The 26257-nt window shown below is 62.3% G+C and carries 21 protein-coding genes and 2 pseudogenes; 13 read left to right on the top strand and 10 right to left on the bottom strand.

From position 1 onward, the window contains the following. The first annotated feature begins 85 nt into the window (after positions 1-85). The gene (locus tag GWE18_RS34910; protein ID WP_275190212.1) at positions 86-877 is read left to right on the top strand and encodes a fumarylacetoacetate hydrolase family protein; all 792 of its coding nucleotides are present in this window, start codon (positions 86-88) and stop codon (positions 875-877) included. A 174-nt stretch (positions 878-1051) separates the two neighbouring features. On the opposite strand, the pseudogene GWE18_RS34915 reads toward GWE18_RS34910, so the two are convergent. Beyond that, a pseudogene (locus GWE18_RS34915) lies at positions 1052-1321 on the bottom strand (GNAT family N-acetyltransferase); the annotation flags it as partial. 109 nt (positions 1322-1430) lie between these two features. Between GWE18_RS34915 and GWE18_RS34920 the strand changes: the two are divergent. The 4 genes from GWE18_RS34920 to GWE18_RS34935 all read left to right on the top strand — a co-directional run bounded on the left by GWE18_RS34920 (position 1431) and on the right by GWE18_RS34935 (position 6012). Beyond that, a complete protein-coding gene (locus GWE18_RS34920) occupies positions 1431-2366 on the top strand; it encodes a tetratricopeptide repeat protein (protein WP_275190213.1) in 936 nt (311 codons plus the stop codon). A 175-nt stretch (positions 2367-2541) separates the two neighbouring features. Beyond that, positions 2542-2943, top strand: a complete 402-nt coding sequence (locus tag GWE18_RS34925; protein WP_275190214.1) for an SPW repeat protein — start codon at positions 2542-2544, stop codon at positions 2941-2943. A 569-nt stretch (positions 2944-3512) separates the two neighbouring features. Beyond that, positions 3513-5150 (top strand): acyl-CoA synthetase, encoded by a 1638-nt coding sequence (locus tag GWE18_RS34930; protein WP_275190215.1) that lies wholly within the window; start codon positions 3513-3515, stop codon positions 5148-5150. 4 nt (positions 5151-5154) lie between these two features. After that, the gene (locus tag GWE18_RS34935; RefSeq protein ID WP_275190259.1) at positions 5155-6012 is read left to right on the top strand and encodes a DUF296 domain-containing protein; all 858 of its coding nucleotides are present in this window, start codon (positions 5155-5157) and stop codon (positions 6010-6012) included. 129 nt (positions 6013-6141) lie between these two features. Here GWE18_RS34935 and GWE18_RS34940 read toward each other — a convergent pair whose 3' ends face one another. Together GWE18_RS34940 and GWE18_RS34945 are read right to left on the bottom strand one after the other, a co-directional pair. Then, entirely contained in the window at positions 6142-6813 is a 672-nt protein-coding gene (locus GWE18_RS34940; protein WP_275190216.1) for an outer membrane beta-barrel protein, read from the bottom strand. 629 nt (positions 6814-7442) lie between these two features. Further along, positions 7443-7766 carry a hypothetical protein gene (locus GWE18_RS34945; RefSeq protein ID WP_275190217.1) on the bottom strand — a complete coding sequence of 108 codons (324 nt, stop codon included), beginning with the start codon at positions 7764-7766 and terminating at the stop codon, positions 7443-7445. 82 nt (positions 7767-7848) lie between these two features. On the opposite strand from GWE18_RS34945, the gene GWE18_RS34950 reads away from it, so the two are divergent. From GWE18_RS34950 to GWE18_RS34965, 4 genes are all read left to right on the top strand, one after another. Further along, positions 7849-8625 carry an AAA family ATPase gene (locus GWE18_RS34950; RefSeq protein WP_275190260.1) on the top strand — a complete coding sequence of 259 codons (777 nt, stop codon included), beginning with the start codon at positions 7849-7851 and terminating at the stop codon, positions 8623-8625. Between the two features lie 233 nt (positions 8626-8858). Continuing rightward, entirely contained in the window at positions 8859-9401 is a 543-nt protein-coding gene (locus GWE18_RS34955) for an SRPBCC family protein (protein WP_275190218.1), read from the top strand. A 38-nt stretch (positions 9402-9439) separates the two neighbouring features. Further along, positions 9440-10366 (top strand): cytochrome D1 domain-containing protein, encoded by a 927-nt coding sequence (locus GWE18_RS34960; protein ID WP_275190261.1) that lies wholly within the window; start codon positions 9440-9442, stop codon positions 10364-10366. Positions 10367-10571: 205 nt separating this feature from the next. Then, positions 10572-10904 carry a PRC-barrel domain-containing protein gene (locus tag GWE18_RS34965; RefSeq protein WP_275190219.1) on the top strand — a complete coding sequence of 111 codons (333 nt, stop codon included), beginning with the start codon at positions 10572-10574 and terminating at the stop codon, positions 10902-10904. A gap of 237 nt (positions 10905-11141) precedes the next feature. Here GWE18_RS34965 and uvrA read toward each other — a convergent pair whose 3' ends face one another. From uvrA to GWE18_RS34980, 3 genes are all read right to left on the bottom strand, one after another. Continuing rightward, on the bottom strand, positions 11142-14126 hold the full coding sequence (gene uvrA, locus GWE18_RS34970) for an excinuclease ABC subunit UvrA (RefSeq protein ID WP_275190220.1): 2985 nt from the start codon (positions 14124-14126) through the stop codon (positions 11142-11144). A gap of 254 nt (positions 14127-14380) precedes the next feature. Next, positions 14381-15130: a porin family protein gene (locus GWE18_RS34975; RefSeq protein WP_275190221.1), complete on the bottom strand. Its 750-nt coding sequence runs from the start codon at positions 15128-15130 to the stop codon at positions 14381-14383. 227 nt (positions 15131-15357) lie between these two features. Then, positions 15358-16146: an outer membrane beta-barrel protein gene (locus tag GWE18_RS34980; protein WP_275190222.1), complete on the bottom strand. Its 789-nt coding sequence runs from the start codon at positions 16144-16146 to the stop codon at positions 15358-15360. Positions 16147-16692: 546 nt separating this feature from the next. On the opposite strand from GWE18_RS34980, the gene GWE18_RS34985 reads away from it, so the two are divergent. From GWE18_RS34985 to GWE18_RS35000, 4 genes are all read left to right on the top strand, one after another. Next, positions 16693-17181, top strand: coding sequence for a single-stranded DNA-binding protein (locus GWE18_RS34985; RefSeq protein WP_057853414.1), 489 nt, complete (start codon positions 16693-16695; stop codon positions 17179-17181). 49 nt (positions 17182-17230) lie between these two features. Beyond that, a complete protein-coding gene (locus GWE18_RS34990; protein ID WP_275190223.1) occupies positions 17231-17629 on the top strand; it encodes a DUF2306 domain-containing protein in 399 nt (132 codons plus the stop codon). Positions 17630-17831: 202 nt separating this feature from the next. Continuing rightward, a complete protein-coding gene (gene gyrA / locus GWE18_RS34995) occupies positions 17832-20549 on the top strand; it encodes a DNA gyrase subunit A (RefSeq protein ID WP_275190224.1) in 2718 nt (905 codons plus the stop codon). A 264-nt stretch (positions 20550-20813) separates the two neighbouring features. Next, entirely contained in the window at positions 20814-21323 is a 510-nt protein-coding gene (locus tag GWE18_RS35000; protein ID WP_275190225.1) for a hypothetical protein, read from the top strand. A gap of 128 nt (positions 21324-21451) precedes the next feature. On the opposite strand, the gene GWE18_RS35005 is transcribed toward GWE18_RS35000, so the two are convergent. From GWE18_RS35005 to GWE18_RS35020, 4 genes and pseudogenes are all read right to left on the bottom strand, one after another. Next, entirely contained in the window at positions 21452-22150 is a 699-nt protein-coding gene (locus tag GWE18_RS35005) for a hypothetical protein (protein ID WP_275190226.1), read from the bottom strand. A 355-nt stretch (positions 22151-22505) separates the two neighbouring features. Further along, positions 22506-22856, bottom strand: a pseudogene (locus GWE18_RS35010) (DUF6665 family protein). A gap of 255 nt (positions 22857-23111) precedes the next feature. After that, positions 23112-24584 (bottom strand): DUF1254 domain-containing protein, encoded by a 1473-nt coding sequence (locus GWE18_RS35015; RefSeq protein WP_275190227.1) that lies wholly within the window; start codon positions 24582-24584, stop codon positions 23112-23114. Between the two features lie 149 nt (positions 24585-24733). Further along, entirely contained in the window at positions 24734-26221 is a 1488-nt protein-coding gene (locus GWE18_RS35020; RefSeq protein ID WP_275190228.1) for a DUF1254 domain-containing protein, read from the bottom strand. Positions 26222-26257 lie beyond the last annotated feature (36 nt).

A 26257-nucleotide genomic window follows, 5' to 3' on the forward strand; every position in this document is an offset into this window, starting at 1 on the left:
CGCACAAACGGTATCCACTTCACGGCGAAAAGGCTGTAGATACGGCGGACAACAAGACTCGCAAAACAAAACAGGGAGAACGCCAATGAGCAGTGTCGATCGCAGGACCATTCTGGCAACAGGCGCGCTGGCGCTGGCCGGTACGGCCGTGCAAGGCGGCACGGCCGCAGCGCAGGCCGACCCGAAATCGATTTTTCCGGTTGGCACGGCGACGATCCCGATCGTGGGTGAGACCGATGTGTTTCCGGTGCGCCGGATCTATTGCATCGGGCGCAACTATGCCGCGCATGCCCGCGAAATGGGGTCTGATCCCAATCGCGAGCCGCCGTTCTTCTTTCAAAAGCCGACCGACGCGATCCAGAACGTGGCCATCGGCACAGTCGCCGATCATCCTTATCCGTCGCTTACCAAGAACTATCATTACGAGGTCGAACTGGTGGCGGCGCTGAAATCGGGCGGCACCAACATCCCGCCCGAGCAGGCGCTCGATCACGTCTATGGCTACGCGCTTGGACTCGACATGACGCGACGCGATCTGCAGCGCGCGATGGGGGACGAGAAGAAGCCATGGGAGATCGGCAAGAGCTTTGATCGCTCCGCCGTGCTCGGGCCGATTCATCCCGCAGCCAAGACCGGACACTTCACCAAGGGCGCGATCTCGCTCGCCGTGAATGGCACGATCAAGCAGAACTCCGACCTGCGCAATATGATCTGGAACGTGGCCGAGCAGATCGCCAAGCTTTCGCAAGCCTTCGAACTCAAGGCGGGCGACATCATCTATTCGGGCACGCCGGAAAATGTCGGCCCGGTCGTGAAGGGGGACGTGATCCTGTGCAAGCTCGAAGGCCTGCCGGATATGTCGATACGGATCGTTTGAGAGTACCACATCCACCGCCGTCGCCCCTGCGAAAGCAGGGGCCCAGAGCCACGGAAGGCAATGACAGGCGAGAGTATCGCCCACGTTATCTTTGATCGAGCACAATCATTAACTGCACGGAGTATGGGTCCCTTCGCAGGGACGACCGCGATTTGCGAAGGTGCATTGCGTCACCGCGCCCAGATCGGCAAATTCTGGGTTTCTGCGCAGATAGTCCACGACAAAGCCGCAGCCGGCGATGACCTTGCGACCGTCGGCGCGGATCAGCTCAAGCGCACCCCTGACCAGCTCGGAAGCGATGCCGCGGCCGCGAAGGGCGCGGGGCGTTTCGGTATGGGTGATGATGACCGCCGATGGCGTGACCCGATAATTCGCAAACGCCACAGCGCCGTCGACGTCGAGCTCGAAGCGGTTTTGATTCTTGTTGTCGCGGACGACAGCCATACGGCGATTCCCGGATGATTGATGCTCTCATCTAGGGACATGAACCCGCCGATGCAATCCGGCGACGAAGGGGAAACTGGCTCGCTCGGGATTGGCTGATATGCGTGTTATGACCTGCCTAACCGCTGCATTACTGGGCACCGCGGTGATATCAACGCAACCGCCTGCCGCGTTCGCCGAAGGCGACCCGGGCTTGCAAGCCTGCATCGCCATGACCACGCCGCCGGACGAGAAGGTGGCCGCCTGTAGCGCTGTCATCGACGCCAAACGCGAAAGCGGCAGCAGGCTTGCCGCCGCCTATTGCTTTCGCGGCCACGGGCTGACCGAGAAGCGGCAGCTCGACGCCGCGCTTTCCGATCTCAACGAGTCAATCCGGCTCGATCCGACTTCAGCCTGTGCGCTCACCAACCGCGGCCGCGTCTACGCCTTCAAGCGTGATCTCGAACGCGCGATTGCCGATTACGACGAAGCGATCCGCATCGATCCGGCCTTCGCGCTGGCCTACAACAACCGCGGCGATGCCTGGTTCAACAAGGGTGACCTCGACCGCGCGATCGCCGATTTCAGCGCCGCCATCAAGCACAATCCGTCGCTCGCTATCGCCTACGGCAATCGCGGCTATGCCTATCACCGCAAGCGCGACATGGCCCGTGCGGTGGCGGATTACACCATGGAGATCAAGCTGAAGCCGGATGTGCTCGCTTATATCAACCGCGGCAATGTCTATCGCGACAGCGAGCAACTCGGCCGCGCCGCGGCCGACTACAGCGAGGTAATCCGGCTCGCGCCGACTGATGCGCGCGGCTGGCGCAATCGCGGCATGATCCGGCTCTATCAGGATGACATCAAAGGCGGCGTGGCCGACTACGACAAGGCGCTGCAATACGATCCGGCCGATGCCTATTCCTGGAACAATCGTGGCCAGGCCAAGATGCGGCTCGGCGACAAGGCGGGCGCGATCGCCGATTTCCGCAAGGCGCTGGAGATTAGTCCTGGCCTGCGCACCGCGAGCGAGAGCCTGCAGCGGCTTGGTGCGGCGCAATAGGCCGGGACGCGTGTTCGCGCTCGCAAGATCTTTGCAGGCGGGCCTTGCAACGGGTTGCGGGGTTCCTACGTCTTTTGAATGACATACGCCGCCGAAGCGGCCGGGTCTGGTTCGATATCGGAAGTGCTGTGATCGCGGCCGCCGACGTATGCCTCTTTTCAAGGGGAGGTTTACAATGTCGGGCTTTGGTTTCTTCAGTAAACATCGCACATGGGAGGACTGGTTCGGCATGCTGCTTGGCGTGCTGATCGTGATATCGCCGTGGTTTCCTTTCTCCAGCCACGACGTTATGGACGCCGAGCGCAGTACCATGATCCTCAACACGTTCGTGATCGGCATGCTGGTGTTCGGTCTGGCCCAGCTCGAATATGTCGCACTGCAGCGCTGGGAGGAGGTCGGCGAGATCGCGCTCGGACTCTGGCTGGCGGCTTCGCCGTTCATTCTCGGCTACGCCGGCGACGACATGCTTCGGGCCTGGCACATCGCCCTTGGTGGCATCGTCGTCCTCCTGGGTGCGCTTCAGCTCTGGCAGGACTGGCGCTTGAGCGATCAGGAGTTGGCCAACCATCCGCAGTAGTTCACGATGCTGGCCTGCCGGTCTTGCCGGATCGGCAGGCCACCGCTTCTAAGGAAGGCTAACATTTGAGGAAGGCGGGGATTACGGCGCGAAGCGACCGCGCTTCGCTGTCGACGGCACCCTTGATTTCGTCGATCGTCCATCCGCCTGCCTCGCGCACGAATTCATAGCGAATGATCCGATCGGCCGGTTTCGTCGGCGGCCACTGGTGGCTATCGATCGTAACGGCGATGAACGCCTTGTTGTCAGTCTCCTGCTTTTCATTAGCCCCCTTGAATGATTCTACATCCGGATCCTGCGAGCAATGCCGCGTGCGGGAAGGTGAGGGCAAGCAGGCCTGAAATGCCCAACACGATCAGCTTTTCGGCGGGTAATCATTGTTCCTCAAGTCGTTAAGCCGGGTTATGGACGTAAGCGCTTGGCTGGATCATGCTGAAATGTGGAGCTGCCAGCGGGCTATCAGCCGCCCGGCTTTCTGTTATCGTTCGAATGAGGTGTTTGATGTCTGTGTTGCGATGCGTAACCGCTGATTGGCGCGGACTGCGGCGCCCTGCTTCGGTGGCCTTCCAATGACTGGGGCCGAGACCACCGCCAACCCGCCGGGCGGGCTGGCGCGGATGTCGCGCCGGGTGATGAATCTGGCGCATATGCTGACACAGAATGCCCGCCGCCACGGCGACCGCACGGGCTTCATCTGGGGTGACAGATCCTGGTCCTGGCGCGAGATCGACAGCGCCGTGTCGGCACTGGCCGCAGGCCTCGCCGCGCGCGGCGTCGTCAAGGGCGACCGCATCCTCGTTCATTCCAAAAATTGCGACGAGATGTTCTGGTCGATGTTCGCGGCTTTCCGCCTCGGCGCGGTCTGGGTGCCGACCAATTTCCGCCTGATGCCGGACGAGGTCGCCTATCTCGCCACCGCCTCCGGCGCGAAGGCGTTTTTGTGCCATGGCGATTTCCTCGAACACGCCATGGCGGCCGCCAACCCCGCGCTGGAATTCATCTGGCGGATCGGCGAGGGGACCTTTGGCGAACGAGCCGTGAGTGACGTGATCGCGTCGCAGCCCGGCGCCAGGGTCGACAACGCAGCGGTCGATTACGACGATCCCTGCTGGTTCTTCTTCACCTCCGGTACCACCGGCCGCTCCAAGGCGGCGGTTCTTACCCATGGCCAGATGGCCTTTGTGGTGACAAATCATCTCGCCGACCTGATGCCGGGCACGACGGAGACCGATGCCTCGCTGGTGGTCGCGCCGCTGTCGCATGGCGCCGGCGTGCACCAACTCGTGCAGGCCGCGCGCGGCGTGCCGACCATTCTGCTGCCCTCGGAAAAATTCGACATCGCCGAAGCGTTCCGGCTGATCGAGGCGCATCGCGTCAGCAACATGTTCACGGTGCCGACCATTTTGAAGATGATGGTCGAGCATCCCGCCGTCGACAAATACGACCATTCCTCGCTGCGCTTCGTGATCTATGCCGGCGCGCCGATGTATCGCGAGGACCAGAAGGCGGCGCTCGCCAAGCTCGGCCCGGTGCTGGTGCAGTATTTCGGGCTCGGCGAGGTCACCGGCAACATCACGGTGATGCCGGCCAGCCTGCACGACCCCGAGGACGGTCCGCAGGCCCGCATCGGCACCTGCGGCTTCGAGCGTACGGGCATGCAGGTCTCGATCCAGGGCGATGACGGGCGCGAGCTTAAAGCTTTCGAGACCGGCGAGATCTGCGTGATCGGTCCCGCCGTGTTCGCCGGCTATTACGATAACCCCGAGGCCAATGCGAAGGCGTTTCGTGACGGCTGGTTTCGTACCGGCGATCTCGGCCACATGGACGAGGAAGGTTTTGTCTACATCACCGGGCGCGCGTCGGACATGTATATCTCCGGCGGCTCCAACATCTATCCGCGCGAGGTCGAGGAGAAGATCCTCACCCATCCCGCGATCGGCGAGGTCGCCGTCCTCGGCGTGCCCGACCCGTTCTGGGGCGAAGTCGGCGTCGCCGTCTGCGTTGCGCGCGAGGGCGCAGCGGCCGTGAGCGAGGCGGAGTTGGCCGCGTTCCTCGCGCCGAAGGTGCCGCGCTACAAGATGCCGAAGCGCTTCTTCTTCTGGGAGGCGCTGCCGAAATCCGGCTACGGCAAGATTCCGAAGCGGCTGGTCCGCGATGAACTGGAAGCGCGAGGGTTGCTTGAGCTCATATCCAAGACGGGTAGCTGAGGCGATGCGCAGCGTCGCGCAGCCCGGGCTGCCTGCGCCCGAGCGCATCCAATGGGTCGAGGCGCGGGGCCGGGCGTTTTCATTCACGCTTGCCGCCGGCCTGCCGCTCTTGGAGGCCGCGCGCCGCGGTTTTGCCGAAGCCGGCTTTTCAGGCGGCGTGCTGAGCATGCGGGGAGGGGCGCTTGGGCCCTTTGCCTATGTGATGCCGGCACTGTCGAAGACCGGTGCCAATGCAGCGTTCTACAGCGACACCTTTCGCCCGGCCGGCCTGACGCGGCTGAAGCTTGGCGCAATGACGCTGGGCGAGCGCGACGGCGCGCCGTTCTTCCATTGCCACGGGCTGTGGACCGAGACCGACGGACATCTGCACGGCGGCCACATTCTTCCCGAGGAGAGCATCGTCGCCGAATCGTTCGCGGTAGAAGCATTCGGCATCGACGGCGCGATGTTTGTGGCCGAGCACGATCCCGAGACCAATTTCAAATTGTTTGGGCCGGTGGTGCGCCCCGGCACGAATGTCAAAGCCGAGAGCCGCGCGTTCGCGATGCGGCTGCGGCCGAATCAGGATTTTGCCGCGGCGCTGGAAACCTTCTGCCGGCAGCACGGAATTTTGCGCGCGCGGATTCACGGCGGCGTCGGCTCCACCATCGGCGCGCATTTCACCGATGGCCGAACCGTCGTGCCGTTTGCGACCGAGCTTGCGATCAAGGCCGGCACTGTGGCGCCCGGCGCTGACGGCACGCTGCACGCAGAGCTCGATATCGCGCTGGTCGATTATCTCGGCGGCATCGCCGAGGGCCGGCTGATGCGCGGCGACAATCCGGTGCTGATGACGATGGAACTGGTGATCGAGGTGGTGTGACGTCTGCCGTAGGGTGGGCAAAAGCGCGTTAGCGCCGTGCCCACCATCTCTCGAAGAGCGTCATGCTGAATGGTGGGCACGCTACGCTTTGCCCACCCTACGCAGCAACTACGCGACTACATTCCCGTCTCAACGGAAGTGATAGTTCACCCCGACCTTGATGGTGTGGAAGTCGATGTTGCCGGAATCCACCGGGACGCCCAACACAGTATAGGTCTCGCCGCCGAGGCTGGTGTACATGTACTCGGCCTTGGCCGACCAGTTCGGCGTGAACAAATATTCGAGGCCGCCGCCGATCGTATAGCCGGAATGAGTCTGGCTATCCGAAGACGCTAGGCCTAGCGCTGGCACTGAAGCGGAGACTTTGTGGTTGGCCCAGGCGTAGCCGCCCTTGGCGTAGAGAAGCGCCGCATCGATCGCGAAGCCGGCACGGCCGGTCACGCTTCCGAATGAGTTGATCTTGGAATCCGCCGTGCCCAGGACTCCACCACCGACGTCCCCGGTTACGCTTTCCTTGATGCTGGCGCCGGCGGCGTCGACTTCGACGCCGAATACGAACTGGCTGCCGGGGAGCTGCCAGTTGTAGCCGACCGTGCCGCCACCAAAACCGCCGCTGGCATCGCTATCGCCGCTTCCCCAGCCATAGCCGCCCATCGCGCCGATATAGAAGCCGGACCAATTGTACGCCGCAACCACCGTCGCCGGGGCGGCGGCCTTGGGATAGGGCCGCGCCCGAAGGTCGGCGGCCGAGGCCGCGCTCGCGACCGAGAGGGCCACACCAGCTAGAAGTAGTCGTTTCATATTTTGTCCCCTAAAGTTGAACATTCGTATAACCCCCTGCGGGCTCGATAGCGAACCGATCGCACCGGCATGGTGACGTATCGTTTGTGGAAGCGGGCGCGAACGCGCCCTTCGAGAGCCGTCTGCAAGCGACGTTTGTGCGGATGTGAGAACGACCGCTTGCAGGTTAACCATACGTTGCGCATGCCGGCAAAAATTGGACCCAAACGCGACCGCCCATTGGCGCGAGCAGGTTGCTATTTCGACAGCATCGCGGCGACGTGTGGAGTGGAATGAGTGCTCGATGTTCGAGAGAGGCGAGGGCGTTTGTTCGATCAGGATTGTTATGCTCACGTAGTGCGGACATCCGTGACAATGGATTGCTTCGCTGCGCTCGCAATGACGGTACGCTTGCGTGCAAAGCAAATCAGCCCGCAGTGCCGTACCAACCATTAGACCCTCATGGTGAGGAGGCGCGCAGCGCCGTCTCGAACCATGCGGCCCCGCTGGTGCCATTCATCCTTCGAGACGCTTGCTGCGCAAGCTCCTCAGGATGAGGTCCGACATGGCGGTCGGATTGGCGATCAGAACCCTGGAAGCCCCTGCGCGCTACGGCGGACAAGTCGCATCCTACCACTGCAGCGATTGTGTCACCTGCGCTTACGAACGTGAACATTGATGTCGAGATCTATCTCGCTGACGCAGGTCTGCGTCGTGCGATGCGAGCGGCCTTCGTGCCAGCGCCCATCGCGCGTGCGGGCATTTCCGACGTTCGCCAGCTTCAGGCAGCGCCATTGCGGTAGCGGGCCCGAGCTTTCGCCGGCGAACTGCCAGGCCAGCACGACCTCTTCGCCGTTTTTGTTAGTGCCGATAATATGCGGGCATAGTTCGCGGACGCGGCCGTCATAGAGGCAGACGACCTGCTGTTCGCAAAGGATGGCGTTGCGGAAGAGGGTGTAGGTGGCGCTTGGCATTGGACGGCTGTGCCATCTAGGATTGCACGGCATTCCCTGTATAACTGTAACGAACGACTTTGTTTCCCCGGGACCCGAGCCTATGGCTTCCAGACGCAACCGCCCGATCAACCTGCCGGCGCCATATCTCAAACGCATCTGGCTCGAGCCATCGCGGATCACCAACCGCGAGGCCTATCCGTTCTGCCTTCCGCTGCTGCGCGACGATTTTGAGCTGAGCTTTGATAAGGCGATCACGATCATCGTCGGCGAGAATGGCACCGGCAAATCCACCTTGCTCGAGGGTATCGCCGTGCTCGCCGGCTATGACGAAGCCGGCGGCGGCAAGGGGTACATGACGGTCGACCACTCATGGGCGTTGGAAAAAATGGGTGGGCAATTGTCCAACGCGTTGCGGGCGAGCTGGCTACCCAAAATCACCAATGGCTGGTTTTTCCGCGCCGAAAGCTTTTTCTCGGTTGCCCGATACTTGGACGAGATGGCCCAGAAATATCCAATGGGAGGAGGCCCTCCGCCGGACTTCCTGTCCCATTCCCACGGTGAAGGGTTTTTGCGTTTCTTCGAGGAGCGTTGCCAGAAGCAGGGCATCTTTATCTTCGACGAACCGGAATCCGCCCTGTCGCCCGCGCGCCAGATCGAGTTCTTGAAGCTGATGCGGCGGATGGAGAATATCGGCCATTGTCAGATCATCATGGCCACGCACTCGCCGATGCTGATGGCGTACCCCAACGCGCGGCTGCTGCGGCTGACGAAATACGGACTGGAGCCGGTGACGGTGAAGGACACCGACCACTACAGGGTCATGCGGGAGTTTTGCGAGGACCCGAAGGGATTTGTGGAAGCGGCGATGGAGGAGTGAGCATGTAGGGTGGGTAGAGCGAAGCGAAACCGACCGTTTGCGCGGCAACAATTGATGGGTATCGCTTCGCTCCACCCATCCTACGTTACTGGCCCGACGGGGCGCTCGCCGTCCTGACACAACGCCGCTTGTCGCGGCGGCGCCACAAACCAGCCTCCTTTGGTCTGAAAATGCGTTACGATAACGCAACTGCGCGGCTAGCGCGGGCCAACAAGAGACAGTGAGGAAGCGACATGAGGACGACGCTCGCGAGGGTGGGAGCCGTGGTGGCGGCGCTGGCAGTGATAGGGGCAGCCTGGGCGCATGGGCCGACCCGCCAGAAGGTAAGGGAATCGATTGAGATCAACGCGCCGCCGGCGAAAGTGTGGGCCGTGATCGGCAATTTCCAGGACATGAGCTGGTTGCCGCCGGTCAGCAAGACCAATGGTGACAAAGGCAACGCGATCGAGGCCACGCGGCGGTTGACGCTGGCTGATGGAGTGACCGTCGATGAGGAGCTCTACAAATACGACGCGGAGAAGATGAGCTATTCGTACCGGATCACGGCCGTGGATGTGAAGGTGCTCCCGGTCACCAACTATTCGTCCACCCTGACGGTGACCCCCAGCGCCGACGGCAAGGGCAGCAGCCTGGAGTGGGCCGGCGCGTTCTATCGCGGCTATCCCAACAATGATCCGCCGCCGGAGCTGAGTGACGAGGCCGCTGTGAAAGCGGTGAGCGGACTTTATCGCGCGGGCCTCGAGGCGCTGAAGAAGAAGGTCGAGAGCGGAAGCTGAACGTGCGGGCCACCGCTCTGGCGGCGCTCGTCGCCGGCATCGCAACGGCTTTGGCTGAGGAAGGCTGGGTCGGGCAAGCCTCGGCCGAGGAAGCATTCGTCACCAATCAGCTCAGCGAAAACCTGTCGGTCGTGGACCTCGCAACTGCGCGACCGGTCGCGACCATCGCAATTGCTGGCAAGCCCGCGGGCGTCGCCGTCACGCCGGACGGACGCTTCGCTTATGTGACAAGCCCCGACACCAAGGCGCTTACGGTGATCGATGCCGCCGCCCGCCGGGTCTTAGGCAAGATCGACGTCGGCGGTGGTCCGCTCGGTGTCGCGGTGGCGCCGGATGGCGCCTACGTCTATGTAGCCGACTGGTACGCCGCGGCGGTGCGGGTGATCGATCCGAAAGCGCAGCGCGTGGTCGCCGATATCGCGGTCGGGGCCTCGCCGTCGGGCCTCGCAGTGACGCCGGACGGGCGGCTCCTGCTGTCGGCGGACCGCGACGCCGATAGCGTGTCCGTCATCGACACCGCGACGCGCGAGCGGCGGGCCACGATCAAGGTCGGGGAGCGCCCGTTTGGCATTACCATCGATGCCGAGGGCCGCCGCGCCTATACCGCCAATGTCGGATCGAACGACGTCTCGGTCATCGATGTCGCGGATAAGCGCGAGATCGGGCGCGTGAAGACGGGCTTGCGCCCCTATGCGGTCGCACTCGCGCAAGGGCGCGGCTTCGTCACCGACCAGTATGACGGCACCGTCAGCGTGTTCGATCTGTCGACGCTGGCGCCGGTCAAGCGCATCACTGTGGGCGATTACCCGGAAGGGATCGCGGCGACGGCGGACGGCAGGCGCATCATCGTGGCGAACTGGGAGAGCAACTCGATCAGCGTGATTGACGCCATCGAGCTCAAGGTGACAGACGAGATCAAGGTCGGCGATGGGCCGCGGGCGTTCGGGACGTTCTTGCGGCGGTAACCGGCAAAGGAGCGCAGGAACCGTAGGTCCGTAGGATGGGTGGAGCGAAGCGATACCCATCGGCCTCACAACCAGTATTGATGGGTATCGCTTCGCTCCACCCATCCTACAGCCTGGATCAGCACCGCGACGACCTGACGCCCGCGCATGCCGGGCTCGTTCGTGCTATAATGCCGGAGAAGCAAAGAAAAACAGGGAGGACGCCATGCCTCATACCCTGGTGCCCAGTGACCGCGTCGAGCGCGCGAGCGTCTACGGGCAAGACGGCACAAAACTCGGGACGATCGAGCGACTGATGCTGGAAAAGGTGACCGGAACGGTCGCGTATGCCGTGATAAAAACCGGCGGGCTGCTCGCCAGCCACCACCATCATCCCGTGCGGTGGGACGCACTCAGGTTCGATCCCGCGCGTCAGGCCTTCGTGGTCGACCTAACGCTGGAGGACCTGCGCGCCGGCCCGTCCGAGTTCGATGAAGACGCCTTCGACTGGGGCGACCGCTCGCGGTCGTATCCGCACCCGCATTATTGGACGGTGTAGACGATCGTTCGCGAGTGCGATGCGGGGTGGCGACGCGCCTATACTACACCGCCAGGTGCGTAGGATGGGTGGAGCGAAGCGATACCCATCGCCGCTGTCGCAAGATGATGGGTTTTCGCTGCGCTCTACCCATCCTACGCGCTGCCCGCTCCGGTCTCTCCAATCACGTGAGACCTCTCGATCTATCTATCGACCAAATATCCAAGACGCGCTTTTATCAACTCACGAATGGGTATATTACTCCGCCGCCTCGCTCGCGCTGCTGCTCTTCCGCGGCTTCCCTTCCGCCTTCTTCAGCACCGGGGCCAGAAACTTCCCCGTGTAGCTCCGCGGCGCTTTGACGATGTCCTCCGGCGGACCCCAGGCGACGATTTCGCCGCCGCCGTCGCCGCCTTCGGGGCCGAGGTCGATGACCCAGTCGGCGGTCTTGATGACTTCGAGGTTGTGCTCGATCACGACCACCGTGTTGCCCTGGGCGACCAACTCGTGGAGCACTTCGAGCAGCTTTGCGACGTCGTGGAAATGCAGGCCGGTGGTCGGCTCGTCCAGGATGTAAAGCGTGCGGCCAGTGGCGCGCTTCGACAGCTCTTTTGCCAATTTGACGCGCTGGGCTTCGCCGCCCGATAGCGTCGTCGCCTGCTGGCCGACGTGAATGTAATCCAAACCGACGCGGTGCAGCGTCTTGAACGTCTCGCGGACGCGCGGCACCGCCTTGAAGAAGTCGGCGGCTTCCTCGACGGTCATGTCGAGCACGTCGGCGATGCTCTTGCCCTTGAACAGGACTTCGAGCGTCTCGCGATTGTAGCGCTTGCCCTTGCAGGTGTCGCAGGTGACGTAGACGTCGGGCAAAAAGTGCATCTCGATCTTGATGACGCCGTCGCCCTGGCAGGCCTCGCAGCGGCCACCCTTGACGTTGAAGGAGAAGCGGCCGGGCTCGTAGCCGCGCGCCTTGGCTTCGGGCAGGCCGGCGAACCATTCGCGGATCGGCGTGAATGCGCCGGTATAGGTCGCGGGGTTCGAGCGCGGAGTGCGGCCGATCGGCGACTGGTCGATGTCGATGATCTTGTCGATATGCTCCAGCCCCTCGATGCGGTCGTGGGGCGCGGCGCCTTCGCTGGCATTGTTCAGCTTGCGGGCGATCGCCTTGTAGAGCGTATCGATCAACAGCGTCGACTTGCCGCCGCCGGAGACTCCCGTCACGCAGGTGAACAGCCCGAGCGGGATTTCCGCCGAGACGTTCTTGAGGTTATTGCCGCGGGCGTTGACGACCTTGATGGTGCGGCGATGGTTCGGCGGCCGGCGCTCGGGGATCGCGACCGACAATTCACCGGTGAGATATTTCCCGGTCAGCGACTTCGGGTTCTTCATGACCTCGGCGGGCGTGCCCTGCGCCACGATGTGGCCGCCATGCATGCCGGCGCCGGGGCCGATGTCGAGCACGTAATCGGCCAGCCGAATAGCGTCCTCGTCATGCTCCACCACGATCACGGTATTGCCGAGGTCGCGCAGCCGCTTCAGCGTCTCCAATAGCCGCGCATTGTCGCGCTGGTGCAGTCCGATCGAGGGCTCGTCCAGCACATAGAGCACGCCCGTCAGCCCCGAGCCGATCTGCGAGGCCAGGCGGATGCGCTGGCTTTCGCCGCCACTCAATGTGCCCGAAGAGCGGGACAGCGTCAGGTAATTCAGGCCGACGTCGAGCAGGAAGGACAGCCGCTCCCGGATCTCCTTCAACACGCGCGCGGCGATCTCGTTCTGCTGCGCGTTGAGCGCGGCAGGCACGCTCTCGAACCATTCGCCGGCGCGCTTCACCGAGAGTTCGGAAATTTCGCCGATATGCTTGCCGCCGATCTTGACGCACAAGGCCTCGGGCTTGAGGCGATGGCCGTTACAGCCCGCGCAGGGGATGTCGGAGAAATATTTTGCCAGCTCCTCGCGCGCCCATTCGCTCTCGGTCTCGCGGTAGCGGCGCTCGAGATTGGTGATGACGCCTTCGAACGGCTTCTTGGTGTCGTAGGAGCGCACCCCGTCCTCATAGGAGAACTTGATCTCGTCGTCGCCGGAGCCGTGCAGCAGGGCTGCCTGCGTCTTCTTCGGCAGGTCCTTCCACTTGGTGTCGAGCGTGAACTTGTAGAACTTGCCGAGCGCGGTCAGCGTCTGGATGTAATAGGGCGAGGACGATTTGGCCCAGGGCGCGATCGCGCCCTTGCGCAGCGTCAGCTCCTTGTCGGGGATAACGAGATCCTCGTCGATGTGCTGCTCGACGCCGAGACCGCCGCAGGCCGGGCAGGCGCCATAGGGGTTGTTGAACGAGAACAGCCGCGGCTCGATCTCGGGAATCGTGAAGCCGGAAACCGGGCAGGCGAATTTTTCCGAAAACAGAATCCGTTCGGGCCCGCTCTTGTCGTGAATCTTGGCGGTCTTCTTGTCGGACTTTTTCTCTTCCGCAGCGCCTGCCGGCGCGTCGGCGTATTCGATCACCGCCAGGCCCTCGGCGAGCTTCAGCGCGGTCTCAAAGCTTTCGGCGAGGCGCTGGCCGAGGTCGGGGCGGACCACGATGCGGTCGACCACCACGTCGATGTCGTGCGGGAATTTCTTGTCGAGGGTAGGCGCATCCGAAAGCTCATAGAAGGTGCCGTCGATCTTGACGCGCTGAAAGCCCTTCTTGAGCCATTCGGCAAGCTCCTTCCTGTATTCGCCCTTGCGGCCGCGCACGACCGGCGCGAGCAGATAGAGCCGCGTGCCCTCGGGGAGCGCCAGCACGCGATCGACCATCTGCGATACGATCTGGCTTTCGATCGGCAGGCCGGTAGCAGGCGAATAGGGCACGCCGACGCGCGCCCACAGCAGGCGCATGTAGTCGTAGATCTCGGTCACGGTGCCGACCGTGGAGCGCGGATTTTTTGAGGTGGTCTTCTGCTCGATCGAGATCGCAGGAGATAAGCCGTCGATCTGGTCGACGTCAGGCTTCTGCATCATCTCCAGGAACTGGCGCGCGTAAGCCGAGAGCGATTCGACGTAGCGGCGCTGTCCCTCGGCGTAGATGGTGTCGAAGGCGAGTGAGGATTTGCCGGAGCCGGAGAGGCCGGTGAACACGACCAGCTTGTCGCGGGGAATCTCGAGGTCGACATTCTTGAGATTGTGCTCGCGCGCGCCGCGGATGGTTATCGCGCGCAATGCAGAGCCGGCGGGTTGTTGGCGCTTCGCCCTTAGCACTTCATCCATATCGGCATTTCCAGGCGCGCAGATCGCGCGCCGCGTTAGGCGCGCATTGCCCGCGAGAGCCGGGATCAGGCGCCGATTAAAAGAATGCTGGAACATAGGAAGAACGGGCGAGGATTTCCAGTGCTGTGCGCAAGCCATCAACGGATTGTTTGCGCCGAGATATTTTTGGCAGCAGCCGTCAGCAAGTCAGCACAAAAAAAGGCCGGCGCAAGGCCGGCCTTTTCTCAATCTTGGGAACTTAGGTGACGCCGAAATCAGTACTTCGCGATGGCCGGGCCGCCGAAGCGGTAGTTGATGCGCGCTGTGACGATGTCAGCGTCCTGCTTGATGTCATCGTTGCGGGTGTTGAGGCCCGCGAGCACACCGGCGCCACGGAAGTTGTAGTTCTGGGTACCCATGAACAGGTGGTTATACTCGACGCCGAACGACCAGTTCGGAGCGAAGGCATATTCCACGCCGGCGCCAACCGAGCCACCCCAGCGGGTCTCCTCGGCGCGATCGATCACGATGCCGGCGATCACGCCTTCATGGCGGTTGTTGGTCACCGCAGCGCCGCCCTTGACGTAGAACAGGACGTTGTTGGCGGCGTAGCCGACCTGGCCGGTGAACAGGCCGAAGGCGTCGATCTTGGTGCGGTTGCTGGCGAGCGGCACAATGATGTTCGAACCGTTGAAGTCGGCCCAGTTGCCCTGCGCTTCGAGGCCGAACACCCAGTTGCCGGCTTGCCAGCGATAACCGATCTGACCACCGACCGTGCCGCCATCTGCGTCATGGCAACCTTCGGCAGTCGGTGCCACCGGAACGCCGAGGATCGCGGTGTTGGTCCAGCAGTTGCGGCTCGTTCCATAGCCGCCGTTCACGCCGATGTAGAATCCGCTCCAGTCATACACCGCGGCGATCATCGGGGGCGCCTTGGTGTAAGGACGCGCAGCGAGATCCGCAGCGGCCGCGGGGGCCATCCCAAGCGCGATCAAAGCGGACGTTGTCAGCAAAATCTTCTTCACGTTCTTTTTTCCTTTCGCGGCACTCAACTGTAACTTCCTCGGCCGTCGATTTGACGTTGCGGTTCCATATAGCGTGAAGTCATCGCAGATTGCTGTCGCCGAAAAACCACATCCGCGGCAAAAACATGCGCGATACAACCGCAGCGGGTGCCGTGGCGCCGACCTACAACCAAACAAAAAGGCCGGCGTGAAGCCGGCCTTTCCGTAGTCCCGCGCTGGCGTTGAGATCAGTACCTCGCGATGACCGGGCCGCCGAACCTGTAGTTGAGGCGGACGGTGACGAGATCCACGTCCTGCTCGATGCGAGAAGTCCTTGAGAACGAGCCGGTCGGCGCACCGATAAAGTTGCCGGACGCGGCAAAGTCGACGTCGCGGTCACCCATGAACAGGTGGTTGTACTCGACACCAACCGACCAGTTCGGGGCGAAGCCGACTTCGAGGCCGGCACCAACGACGCCGCCCCAGCGCGTTTCCTTGGCGCTGTCGACAAGAAACCCGGTCGCGGTTTCGATACCCCTGTACTTTTCGCCGGTCACGGCCGCGCCGCCCTTTACGTAGAGCAGGACGTTGTTCCAGGCATAGCCGACCTGACCGGTGATCAGTCCGAACGCATTGATCCTCGACTCGTTCTCGATGGTGCTGAGGGGGGTGAAAAAGCCCAGACTTGTGTTGGAGCCCTCGAAGTCAGCCCAGTTGCCTTGCCCTTCCAGACCGAACACCCAGGTGCCGGCCTGCCAGCGATAACCGATCTGACCGCCGGCCGTGGCGCCCGTTGCGTCATGGCAGCCCTCGGCCAGGGGCGGAACGAAAGGACCCAAGACGTCGGCGGTGAGATCCCAGCACTTGTTGGCCGAACCCCAGCCGCCGTTGGCGCCGATGTAGAAGCCGCTCCAGTCATACACGGCGGCAACCGGAGGCGGCGGCGCCTTGGTGTAAGGGCGCGCAGCGAGGTCGGCCGCCGCCGCAGGTGCGGCGAACGCGATGAGAGCAACTGTAGCTAACAGATACTTCTTCATGATCTATCCCCAGGTTTTGTCCGCTTCCGTTGGTCCCCGAAGCGTTCTCGGTTGAGACGCAGCGTTCTCGGATGAGACGCGAGCACCCGCGCCGTTGCACAACTCTATAGCTCGACTCGCGCGGAAATGGCGTCTCCCAAATGCAACAGTCGCCAGCCAAGTATATGGAACGAAGCTTATGATTTATCTGGTATAATTGGAACCGAGGTGGGAACTTTCGGGTTCCATTTCGCTTATTTCGGTTCCCCCGTGAGTTCCCGGAACTCGCCTAGAGATTGCAAGACTGCCAGCAGGGCACACAAGGCGTTATTAGGAACAAAGCTGGAACACGCGCGTAGGCGATGCTATATGTGGATAACCGGCGGCTTGCCGAGGGATCGCCAAGTCAGCGGGGCCAGTCAGTGTATAGGGTCCGGATGTCCGGGAGCGGACGCGCAGAAACGGACAAGCGACAGGTCAAGAAATGAAGGCGGCCGGCACGAAAGCGGGTCCGACCAGTAATTTTTGCCAGTAATTGTTGCCGGCAATATCGAGTGGAGAGCGGCGATGGCGGGAAGCGTGAACAAGGTGATTCTGGTCGGCAACCTCGGCAAGGATCCTGAAATCCGGCGGACACAGGACGGGCGGCCGATCGCCAATCTGAGCATCGCGACCTCGGAAACCTGGCGCGACAAGGCGACCGGCGAACGCAAGGAAAAGACCGAGTGGCACCGCGTGGTGATCTTCAATGAGGGGCTCTGCAAGGTCGCCGAGCAATATCTGAAGAAGGGCGCCAAGGTTTACATCGAAGGCGCGCTGCAGACCCGCAAATGGACCGACCAGAGCGGCGTCGAGAAATACTCGACCGAGGTCGTGCTGCAGGGCTTCAACTCAACCCTGACCATGCTCGACGGGCGTAGCGGCGGCGGGGGCGGCAGCTTCGGCTCCGATGATTCCGGCGATTTCGGCTCCGGTGGTCCGGTCAGTTCGGCACCGCGGCGGGCCGTGGCGGCCGGCGCCCGCAACAGCGACATGGACGACGACATCCCGTTCTGAGGCGGCGGCGCCGCCTGAAGCCGCGGTCGAGATTCGGAAAGCGCCCAGCATGAGCCTCACGCCGCTGCTGGATGCCGGCCCCCTGATATCGGTTCATGCCTTTGCGGCCATGGCGGCGTTCGCGCTTGGCATCGTGCAGTTCGCTGCCCCGAAGGGGACGCTGCCGCACCGGACGATCGGCTGGATCTGGGTCGGCCTGATGGTGGTCGTCGCCGCCAGCTCGTTCTGGATCCATGAGATCAGACTGCTGGGCCCCTGGAGCCCGATCCATCTGCTGTCGATCATGGTCCTGGTCCTGCTTCCGATCGCCGTGCTCAGCGCTCGCCGGCACAAGGTCAGCCGTCACCGCAAGACGATGATCGGCATTTTCACGGGAGGATTGGTGATCGCCGGCCTGTTCACCCTGCTGCCGGGACGGATCATGCACGCGGTATTTTTCGGCCAGTAGGCCGATGCAGGAGTTACGGTTCCAGCGCCTCTTTTCGGGCAGGAAAACATCCGCTCCGGCGAGCCCCATGGAAGGCGCCGCTAATCCGATAAGTCCATGAAAAAACGAGCGGAAAAACGTCGTCTCCAGCGCGCTTCGGGGTGGTGATCGGACCCCCGATGCGCTATATGATTCTCAGCTGAGAACTGACCGGATTCCCCCTTTGTCTGACCCCGAAGATAACAAGCCCGGCGAGCCGCCGGAGCCTTCCGATATTCGTCCCGTTTCCATCCTCGACGAGATGAAGCGCTCCTACCTCGATTACGCCATGAGCGTGATCGTGGCACGCGCGCTGCCGGATGCGCGCGACGGGCTCAAGCCTGTGCATCGCCGCATTCTCTACGCGATGCACGAGAACGGCTTCGAGTGGAACAAATCGTACAACAAGTCGGCGCGTACGGTCGGCGACGTCATCGGCAAATACCATCCCCACGGCGACCAGTCGGTCTATGACGCGCTGGTGCGCCTCGCGCAGGATTTCTCCATGCGCGAGCGCCTGATCGACGGACAGGGCAATTTCGGCTCGGTGGACGGCGATACGGCGGCGGCCATGCGCTACACCGAATCCCGGCTGACCAAGATCGCGCAGACGTTGCTCGACGATATCGACAAGGACACCGTCGATTTTCAGGCCAATTACGACGGCCGCGACCGCGAACCGACGGTGCTGCCGGCCAAGTTTCCCAACCTTCTGGTCAACGGCGCCGGCGGTATCGCCGTTGGCATGGCGACCAATATCCCGCCGCACAATCTCGGGGAAGTCATCGACGCCTGCGTGGCGCTGGTCGACAATCCGGCGCTTACGATCGACGACCTCATCAACATCGTGCCGGGTCCGGATTTCCCGACCGGCGGCATCATCCTGGGACGCCAGGGCATCCGCTCGGCCTATCACCTTGGCCGCGGCTCGATCGTGATGCGCGGCAAGGTGACGATCGACACCATCCGCAAGGATCGCGAAGCAATCATCGTCACCGAGATTCCCTACCAGGTGAACAAGGCCACCATGGTCGAGCGCATCGCCGAGCTGGTGCGCGAGAAGAAGATCGAGGGCATTTCCGACCTGCGCGACGAATCCGACCGTGACGGTTTCCGTGTCGTCGTAGAGTTGAAGCGCGACGCCGTGCCCGACGTGGTGCTGAACCAGCTCTATCGGTTTACGCCGCTGCAGACGAATTTTCCGGCCAACATGGTGGCGCTCGATGGCGGCCGTCCGCAGGTGATGAACCTGAAGGACTTGCTGACGCTGTTCATCGCGTTCCGCGAACAGGTGGTCACCCGCCGCACCAAGTTCCTGCTCAACAAGGCCCGCGACCGCGCCCATATCCTGGTCGGCCTTGCGATTGCGGTCGCCAATATCGACGAGATCATTCGCGTTATCAGAACTTCGCCCGATCCGAACACCGCGCGCGATATCTTGATGTCGCGCGACTGGCCGGCGCGGGATGTCGAAGCGATGATCACGCTGATCGACGATCCCCGGCACCGGATGGCGCCCGACGGCACCGCGCGGCTGTCGCTGGAGCAGGCCAAGGCGATTCTCGACCTGCGCCTGCAGCGCCTGACGGCGCTCGGCCGGGATGAGATTTCGCAAGATCTCGACAAGCTCGCCGTGGAAATTGCCGATTACCTCGACATCCTGCGCTCGCGGGCCCGCGTTCAGGCCATCATCAAGACCGAACTCGGCGCGGTGAAGGACGAGTTCGCCAACCCGCGCAGGACCGTGATCCTCGAGCAGGAGGGCGAGGTCGAGGACGAGGACCTGATCCAGCGCGAGGACATGGTGGTCACGGTCTCGCACGCCGGCTATGTCAAGCGTGTGCCGCTCTCGACCTATCGGGCGCAGCGGCGCGGCGGCAAGGGCCGCGCTGGCATGCAGACCCGCGACGAGGACTTTGTGAGTCGGCTGTTCGTGGCTTCGACCCATACGCCGGTCTTGTTCTTCTCGTCGCGCGGCCAGGTCTACAAGGAAAAGGTCTGGCGGCTGCCGGTGGCCGCGCCCAATGCGCGCGGCAAGGCGCTGATCAACATCCTGCCGCTGGAGCAGGGCGAGCGCATCACCACCATCATGCCGCTGCCGGAGGATGAATCCTCCTGGGGCAATTTCGACGTGATGTTCGCCACCACCGGCGGCACCGTCCGCCGCAACAAGCTGTCCGACTTCGTCGATGTCCGCCGCTCCGGCATCATCGCCATGAAGCTCGGGGAGGGCGAGGCAATCGTCGACGTGCAGATCTGCACCGAGCACGACGACGTGCTGCTGACGGCGGCAGGCGGCCAGTGCATCCGCTTCCCCGTCGCCGACGTGCGCGTTTTCACCGGCCGCACCTCGATGGGCGTGCGCGGCATTGCGCTCGCGGCGAATGACAAGCTGATCTCGCTGGCGATCCTGCGCCATGTCGAGACCACCTCCGACGAGCGATCGGCTTACTTCAAGATGCGCCGTGCGGTCGCCGGCGAAACCGCGGCGGAAGAACCTGTTGACGCCGAGGGCGAGGAAACGTCGGGTTCGCTGCAGCTCTCGCAGGAGCGCTACGCGGAAATGTCGGCGCAGGAGCAGGTGGTGCTGACGGTCTCCGTCAATGGCTACGGCAAGCGCACCTCGTCCTACGAATACCGCACCACCGGCCGCGGCGGCAAAGGCATCGTCGCGATGAGCGTCAACAACCGCAACGGCAAGCTGGTGGCGTCATTCCCGGTCGAGCACAGCGATCAGATCATGTTGGTGACCGACAAGGGCCAGTTGATCCGCTGCCCGGTCGAGGACATCCGGATCGCCGGCCGTTCGACGCAAGGCGTCATCGTGTTCGATACCGCCGACGACGAGCACGTGGTGTCGGTCGAGCATATCGGCGAGGATGAGAACGGTAACGGCGGCTAGTGCCGTGAGCCTGTAGCCCGGGTGGAGCCAACGGGTCGCGCGAATGCGCGCCCGCGACGAGCGCAATTGCGCTCGCACGGTGATGACAGGCTCCGCGCAACCCGGGACAGCTTATCCGCTGGCGAGACTTTCCCGGATTGCGCCGCGCTTCATCCGGGGTACGCCGTCAGCGCTCCCATTCACGGTAAACCAATCCTTAACCATAGATTGATACTATTTGCTGTGTCCGGGTGGTGACCGTCCGGCCAAACGGGAGCGAATATCATGCCCGTCGAGATGCTGACGTATGCCGAGCTGGGCGAAAGGCTCAAAATTTCCCCAGAAGCCGCCCGTGCTCTGGTGAAACGACATCGATGGCCGCGCTCACGCTCCAACGACGGCAAGACGCTTGTCCAGGTCGATCTCAGCGAATTCAGCCATTCCCCAATATCCCGTCAGCCGCAAGCGCAGGCCGGTCACCAACTGGTCACCGCCTTAAAGCAACAAATTGAAACCCTGCAGGCTGAGCTGGCAGAGATGAAGGTGATTGCCGGCGGCCATCGGGCCGACTTTGAAAGAGAATGCGAACGCACCAACAAGCTCCTGGCCGAACTGCTCAAAGTCAGCACCGAAAGCGTGGGAGCCCGGGAAAGGGCAGCTCTGCTCGAGGGGAAGCTATCGATGCTAACGCAACCTTGGCGACGTCGGCTGGTCGATGCCTTCACCCTTGCCCTGCCACAAGTCGCCTCCAACCCTCGCGAGAGCGCCGGCCCCATAGCCCAGTCGCACAATTGAACCGACTTGCCACCGTGCCGGGCTCCGCCGCGACCGGCACGAACCTGCACATCATTCCGGCTCTGCCATGTGCAGTCATGGACAACGGGCAATGCCGGCATTTGCGCTCGTGGTAGGGGCGCTCCGGCTTATCTCTGAAATGGTGTGCTTGTTGGCGTAGACAGGAGGTCACTCGTCCGCCTTCGAACTGGCGCTCCCGACTCCATTACGCGCCGACTCGTCCTCGCATCAAATCGCGCAAACAGCATGGCTTCCCGGAGGGTCCGGCTCGAGCCCAAGATGGAGACGAGGCCCAGCGCCATCAGCAGCACGCCAAGCCAGGTTGCCATCCAGCCGCGGCCGTCATCGGCCGCCTCGGCGTTCGGAAAGGCGACCGGCGCGGCAGGAGGCACGGAGGCGGCAACAGCGTCGCTGGCGGCTGGCGCGGCTGCCAGAAGCGTCTCCGGGTCGAGCTGGCGCGATGTGGGTTGGTCAAGCGTGAGCTGATCGGTCGCGCGGTTGGCGACCGGTGCCGGCGGCACGAAGGCTGCGGCCCCCGCAGTCGGGAGCGAAGCGGCATCGACCACTTTATGCTCGGGCGCGGGCTGCGTCGGCTGAGACGTTTCCGCTGGTGCGGAGCGCACCAGCTCCGCACGCGCATCCATGACCGTCTTGCGCCGCGCGGCCTCATTCTCCTCGACAGCCGCGACCCGAGGCTTCGCGTCGCGATGGCGAACCTGCTTCACCGTCGCGGTCCCCTCGGCAGCCTGGAACCAGCACTTGCGGCGCCCCTCAGAACGATAGACCCAGCGCTGCCCCTCCGCCGTCGACGTACCGGGTCGCGGCAAGCACTCCCTTTCCTTTTCCGCGGAAGCAGGCTCAGGGGCCGGCTGGGGAGGAGAGACATTGAACAAGTCTGCAAGAGGATTCGAAGACGCAGGCGAAGTCGGAAGACCTGCGAGAAGGACAAAGGCGGTGATGCAAGATCGCATATGACCGGACATGAGAACCCCCGGATTGCGCCCCCGCAGAAACGATCTTTGGCCGTGACCTGGGTCACAATGCGGCTCAAATCCGGCAAGGGGACGGAATCATTTTGGTCCGGAAACGAGATTGAGGCCAGGGTCCTGCAGCCATGCGAAAGGCGTGCAAGGTGGCTTCTTCCTCGTCTCGAATCCTCGATGGTCGTTGAAACTCAGTAAGTCATGTTGCTGACAGCATCGATGTGGCGGGGACAGCCCCCATGCACTGCCGCACCTCGTCCGGCGCGTTATAGTCGCGCATGGCAGTACGGCTGTCGCGCAAGCCACACGCCTCTCGCTGCACCACGAACATCCAAAGCGCGTGGCCGGCCTCCTTCACCATGATGCGCCGCGCCTGCTGTGCTGACGCCGGCGCGCCAGAGCGCGGATGGGTGGCATCGGACTCCCGCAGCCTGGCAAGGGCTGCTTCCAACGCTAGCCCTATCCGTCCGAGCGCAACGGCCTGCTCCTAGGCGATCTCATAGTTGAGAGCGTCGACGGGAGTGCGATCAAGACGAAAATCGCGGGACATGAGGAATGTATAGCGCCACGCGGGTCGTATACGCAGCGATGCGCGTTACTGCAGCGTCTTCTCGCTTTGTCGTCGGGCGGTTGTCGATAGGTGTTCAGGGCTGCGTTGGCCCAAAGCTGACATTGGCTAGTCGATCCGCGAGGTCTGCTTGGACCCAAAGCCGACATCCAGTCTCATGCGAGACCCGCACCCCGCGACGGCGCCACATGGAGCAAGCGCCGCGGACGAATTGAGCCTCATGGACGCCTCTCAGTTTCAGTTCATCTTCTCAAGGTCGCCGGGCTTCCATCTGTAGTCGACGGCTGCCTTTTCAGGCCCGTAAAGACGCAAGATAGCGAAGAATCCTCGTCCCGGTGACGTTGCAAGCCAGTTGGCTTCCTTGCCGGTAGGAGGCTTCGGACCGATGTAGAGCTCCGTCGTGCCGTCGGCGTTCTGCACCGGCTTGTCGCGTGATCCCAAGGAAGGGAAACGACGCACTTCGGTCGCGAGCCCTGACGCGTTTTCGGACTCGTAAAGAGTGAGAGACCAGAACAGCGCGACTGGAACGTTTGGCGGCAACGTCACTTTATACGAGGAATCTCCCGACAACGGCTTGTCGTCGGCGTCGTTAAAGGCGATCACATAGAATGCACCTTTGCCGGGCGATAACGACACCATCCCGGGGCTGATCGAATAATAATCGGTGAACATCCAGACACGAGGCTCGATTTCGGTAAAGCCTGCCTTCTTGTTGCGCCAGGATAGATCCAATGTCTTCTCGGAGCCGGGCTCGCTGACATTGTTGATCGGATTAACCCACTTGCGGTCCTTCCAGACCTTGAGGTCCCGGCCGCCGATTTCGGTCTCCCTGCCGATCACGCGGCTTGTCTTGTAAGCCGTTTTCGCCGCGGCATTCAGGATCGCCTTCGTGTCGGTATCGGGTTCGAACGGGCGGCCCTTGATGATGCCAACATTGGCGAGAAGGCCCAAACCATCTTCACCCGCCAAATTCTTACCCTCGCGATCCAGCAGCCATTTGAGTTGTTCGAAGGCTGTAATATCGGAGCGCGGCAACATGTTTGCCTCCACGCCTGAGGCATTCGGAAACTTCATCGGCTTGCGCTCAGCCTCTGGAAGGTTCAGCGGATAGACCTTCGCCTGCTCCATCAGCTTGACCGCGGGCGAAAGATCCTTCGGATCCTGGTAGAACGCGCGGAGGAAGATGAAGAGGTTGTTCGTGTCGGAGCGGTAGACATAGTATCCCTTCGGTACATTGCCTTTGTAGCCCGGTGGCAGAATGAGGAACTTGCCGCCCTTGCCGGCGTCCGGACCGGGCAAGCCGACATCGCCAAAGAACTTGCCGCCGTCGACCGGGATCGGCCGCTGCCAGAAATCGAGCAGAATGCCCTGCAGATTGGGTGGCGCCTCGAACACGATCGGCCCGGTCTCGCCCATGTCCACATAGCTCATGGCGTAGATCACGTCCGAGTTGGGCGTAGTTACCATTGTCTTGGTGTCCAACCGCTCTTTCCAGACCGGGAGGACGTTGTAGCCCGCGCCAAAAACCTTCTCAGAGCCGAACTTCATGCCGAGCGTGTTGATGAGCGGCATCGCCCATAGATACGCCTGCGTGGCCTGTTGGAATTCAAGCTCCTGCATCAGCGTCTTGGCCGTCTCAGGCGTCGGACGGTTCTGTTCGAACGGCAGGTCGGCGAGAGCGTCGAAGCGGTTGGATTGGCCATAAGCCATTCCAGTCGTCGCAATAGCGATTGCACCGACCAGGGCGGAAAAGGAAAGGATACATGTGCGAATTCGTTTGATCGTCATTGCACGAGCCTTTCGCGTTCACGTTGATATGGTGATGGGATCGACAATCCGAGACCGATCGGTTGGCCGCCTCAATTCACTTTCACGACGTCGTCCGGTTTCCAGGTCTGGTCGAAGAATTCGACGCCGGTGCCATAGAGGCGCAATGCCGCCAGAAAATTTCGGCCGCTGACGGTCTGGATCCAGTTGGAGTCAGGGGCGCCGGCGGGCTTGGTGGGGCCGAACCAGATATCGATCGACCCGTCGCTATTTGTAGCGACCTTGTTGAACCCGTTAATCGACGGCAGAAGTTGCGGGGTTTCCGGCATGGTCCCGTCGGTGACGTTGTAGGCTGTTACCGCCCAGAACAGCGCGGCCGGCGGATGCGGCGGCAGGCGCATCTTGTAGGTGTTCGAACCGTTGAGGAACTCGCCCTTCGCATCGCGGGCCGTGAACGGATACTTGGACCCAGCGCCCAGCGTCCTCATGACCATTGCAGAAGCCGACGAATAGGCGAACTGGAAATAGCTTGCCCGCTGGTTGACGTCGAGATAGCCGTCCTGCAACCATTCGGACGTCCCGCCGGCCCAAGTGTTTTCGTATTTTCTGTCGTTGTAATAGAGCTGACGTCCGTCCGGTCGGCCGAGTTGTCGTATGGCTAGAATCATCTTGGGCGCTGTCTCGACCGCCTTTTGCAGCAGCTCCTGTTGCTGCCTGGTCGGATTGAACGGCTGCCCCTTGATGATGCCGATCGAAGCCAGCACGCCGCGCAATTCAGGATCGATGGCCGAGACCGGTTCGTAGTCGACGAACGTCTTGAGCTTGGTCCAATAGGTGTTGTCGACCGGATACATCATGTTCACGCGCTTGCCGCTTGCATTGGGAAACTGCATTGGCTTGACGTCCTTTTCCGCGGACCACAACGGATAGACGCGTGTTTGTTCTGCAAGTGTGGCAGCCGGCTTCGGATCCGGTCCGTTCTCGCCTTTCGCCATGACCGTGCGAAAGAACAGAAAGACGTTGTAGGTTTTGGATTTGAACGCGAAATACCCTTGCGGTACCTCGCCGTCAAAATCCGGGGGTAGCAAGAGATAAAGCCCGCCTCGCGCGCGGTCCGGCCCGATGAGCCCGACATCGGTGATTGTGCGCTGGAAAAAGTCAGTGAACATGCCGATGACGTTGGACGGCGCGGCAATGACGAGCGGTCCGGTCTCCTTGAGGTCGAGATAGCTCATGGAATAGATGACATCGGCATTGGGCGTTGGTACCCAGGCACGCGAGTCCATGCGGTCCTTCCAGATCGGCAGGACGTTGTAGCCCTTTCCGAATGCGGCCTCCGAACCATCGCGCATTCCGATGACGTTCAGCGCAGGCTGCATGGTCATGTAGACACGAACCGCCTGCTGGTAAAACAACTCATCTCGAAGCGCCTCCGCTTCCTTTTGCGGCAGCCAATTTCCGTTGTTGATCTGTTTGAGCAGGGGTGACGCTGTCTGATCCTGTTGCGACAATGCCGGCACGACACTACAGAGAGATGAGATCAACAGGGCAGACGTCAGGATTGAGCTTCCGGTTCTCATGTTTCCCTCACTGTGTAGAACTCTCTCTCGCTTCCT

Source organism: Bradyrhizobium sp. CSA112 (genome assembly GCF_029051645.1).
In the GTDB taxonomy this organism is placed as follows: Bacteria; Pseudomonadota; Alphaproteobacteria; order Rhizobiales; family Xanthobacteraceae; genus Bradyrhizobium.

Excerpts from the sequence above, each read along its gene's own strand:
- GWE18_RS34985 (WP_057853414.1), top strand. The coding sequence starts at position 16,693 with ATGGCGGGAAGCGTGAACAAGGTGATTCTGGTCGGCAACCTCGGCAAG.
- GWE18_RS34945 (WP_275190217.1), bottom strand. The coding sequence starts at position 7,766 with ATGCCAAGCGCCACCTACACCCTCTTCCGCAACGCCATCCTTTGCGAA.
- GWE18_RS34930 (WP_275190215.1), top strand. The coding sequence starts at position 3,513 with ATGACTGGGGCCGAGACCACCGCCAACCCGCCGGGCGGGCTGGCGCGG.
- GWE18_RS34980 (WP_275190222.1), bottom strand. The coding sequence starts at position 16,146 with ATGAAGAAGTATCTGTTAGCTACAGTTGCTCTCATCGCGTTCGCCGCA.
- GWE18_RS34935 (WP_275190259.1), top strand. The coding sequence starts at position 5,155 with ATGCGCAGCGTCGCGCAGCCCGGGCTGCCTGCGCCCGAGCGCATCCAA.
- GWE18_RS35000 (WP_275190225.1), top strand. The coding sequence starts at position 20,814 with ATGCCCGTCGAGATGCTGACGTATGCCGAGCTGGGCGAAAGGCTCAAA.
- GWE18_RS35015 (WP_275190227.1), bottom strand. The coding sequence starts at position 24,584 with ATGGCTTATGGCCAATCCAACCGCTTCGACGCTCTCGCCGACCTGCCG.
- GWE18_RS34940 (WP_275190216.1), bottom strand. The coding sequence starts at position 6,813 with ATGAAACGACTACTTCTAGCTGGTGTGGCCCTCTCGGTCGCGAGCGCG.
- GWE18_RS34990 (WP_275190223.1), top strand. The coding sequence starts at position 17,231 with ATGAGCCTCACGCCGCTGCTGGATGCCGGCCCCCTGATATCGGTTCAT.
- GWE18_RS34950 (WP_275190260.1), top strand. The coding sequence starts at position 7,849 with ATGGCTTCCAGACGCAACCGCCCGATCAACCTGCCGGCGCCATATCTC.
- uvrA (WP_275190220.1), bottom strand. The coding sequence starts at position 14,126 with ATGGATGAAGTGCTAAGGGCGAAGCGCCAACAACCCGCCGGCTCTGCA.
- GWE18_RS34955 (WP_275190218.1), top strand. The coding sequence starts at position 8,859 with ATGAGGACGACGCTCGCGAGGGTGGGAGCCGTGGTGGCGGCGCTGGCA.
- GWE18_RS34920 (WP_275190213.1), top strand. The coding sequence starts at position 1,431 with ATGACCTGCCTAACCGCTGCATTACTGGGCACCGCGGTGATATCAACG.
- GWE18_RS35020 (WP_275190228.1), bottom strand. The coding sequence starts at position 26,221 with ATGAGAACCGGAAGCTCAATCCTGACGTCTGCCCTGTTGATCTCATCT.
- GWE18_RS34925 (WP_275190214.1), top strand. The coding sequence starts at position 2,542 with ATGTCGGGCTTTGGTTTCTTCAGTAAACATCGCACATGGGAGGACTGG.
- GWE18_RS34965 (WP_275190219.1), top strand. The coding sequence starts at position 10,572 with ATGCCTCATACCCTGGTGCCCAGTGACCGCGTCGAGCGCGCGAGCGTC.
- GWE18_RS34910 (WP_275190212.1), top strand. The coding sequence starts at position 86 with ATGAGCAGTGTCGATCGCAGGACCATTCTGGCAACAGGCGCGCTGGCG.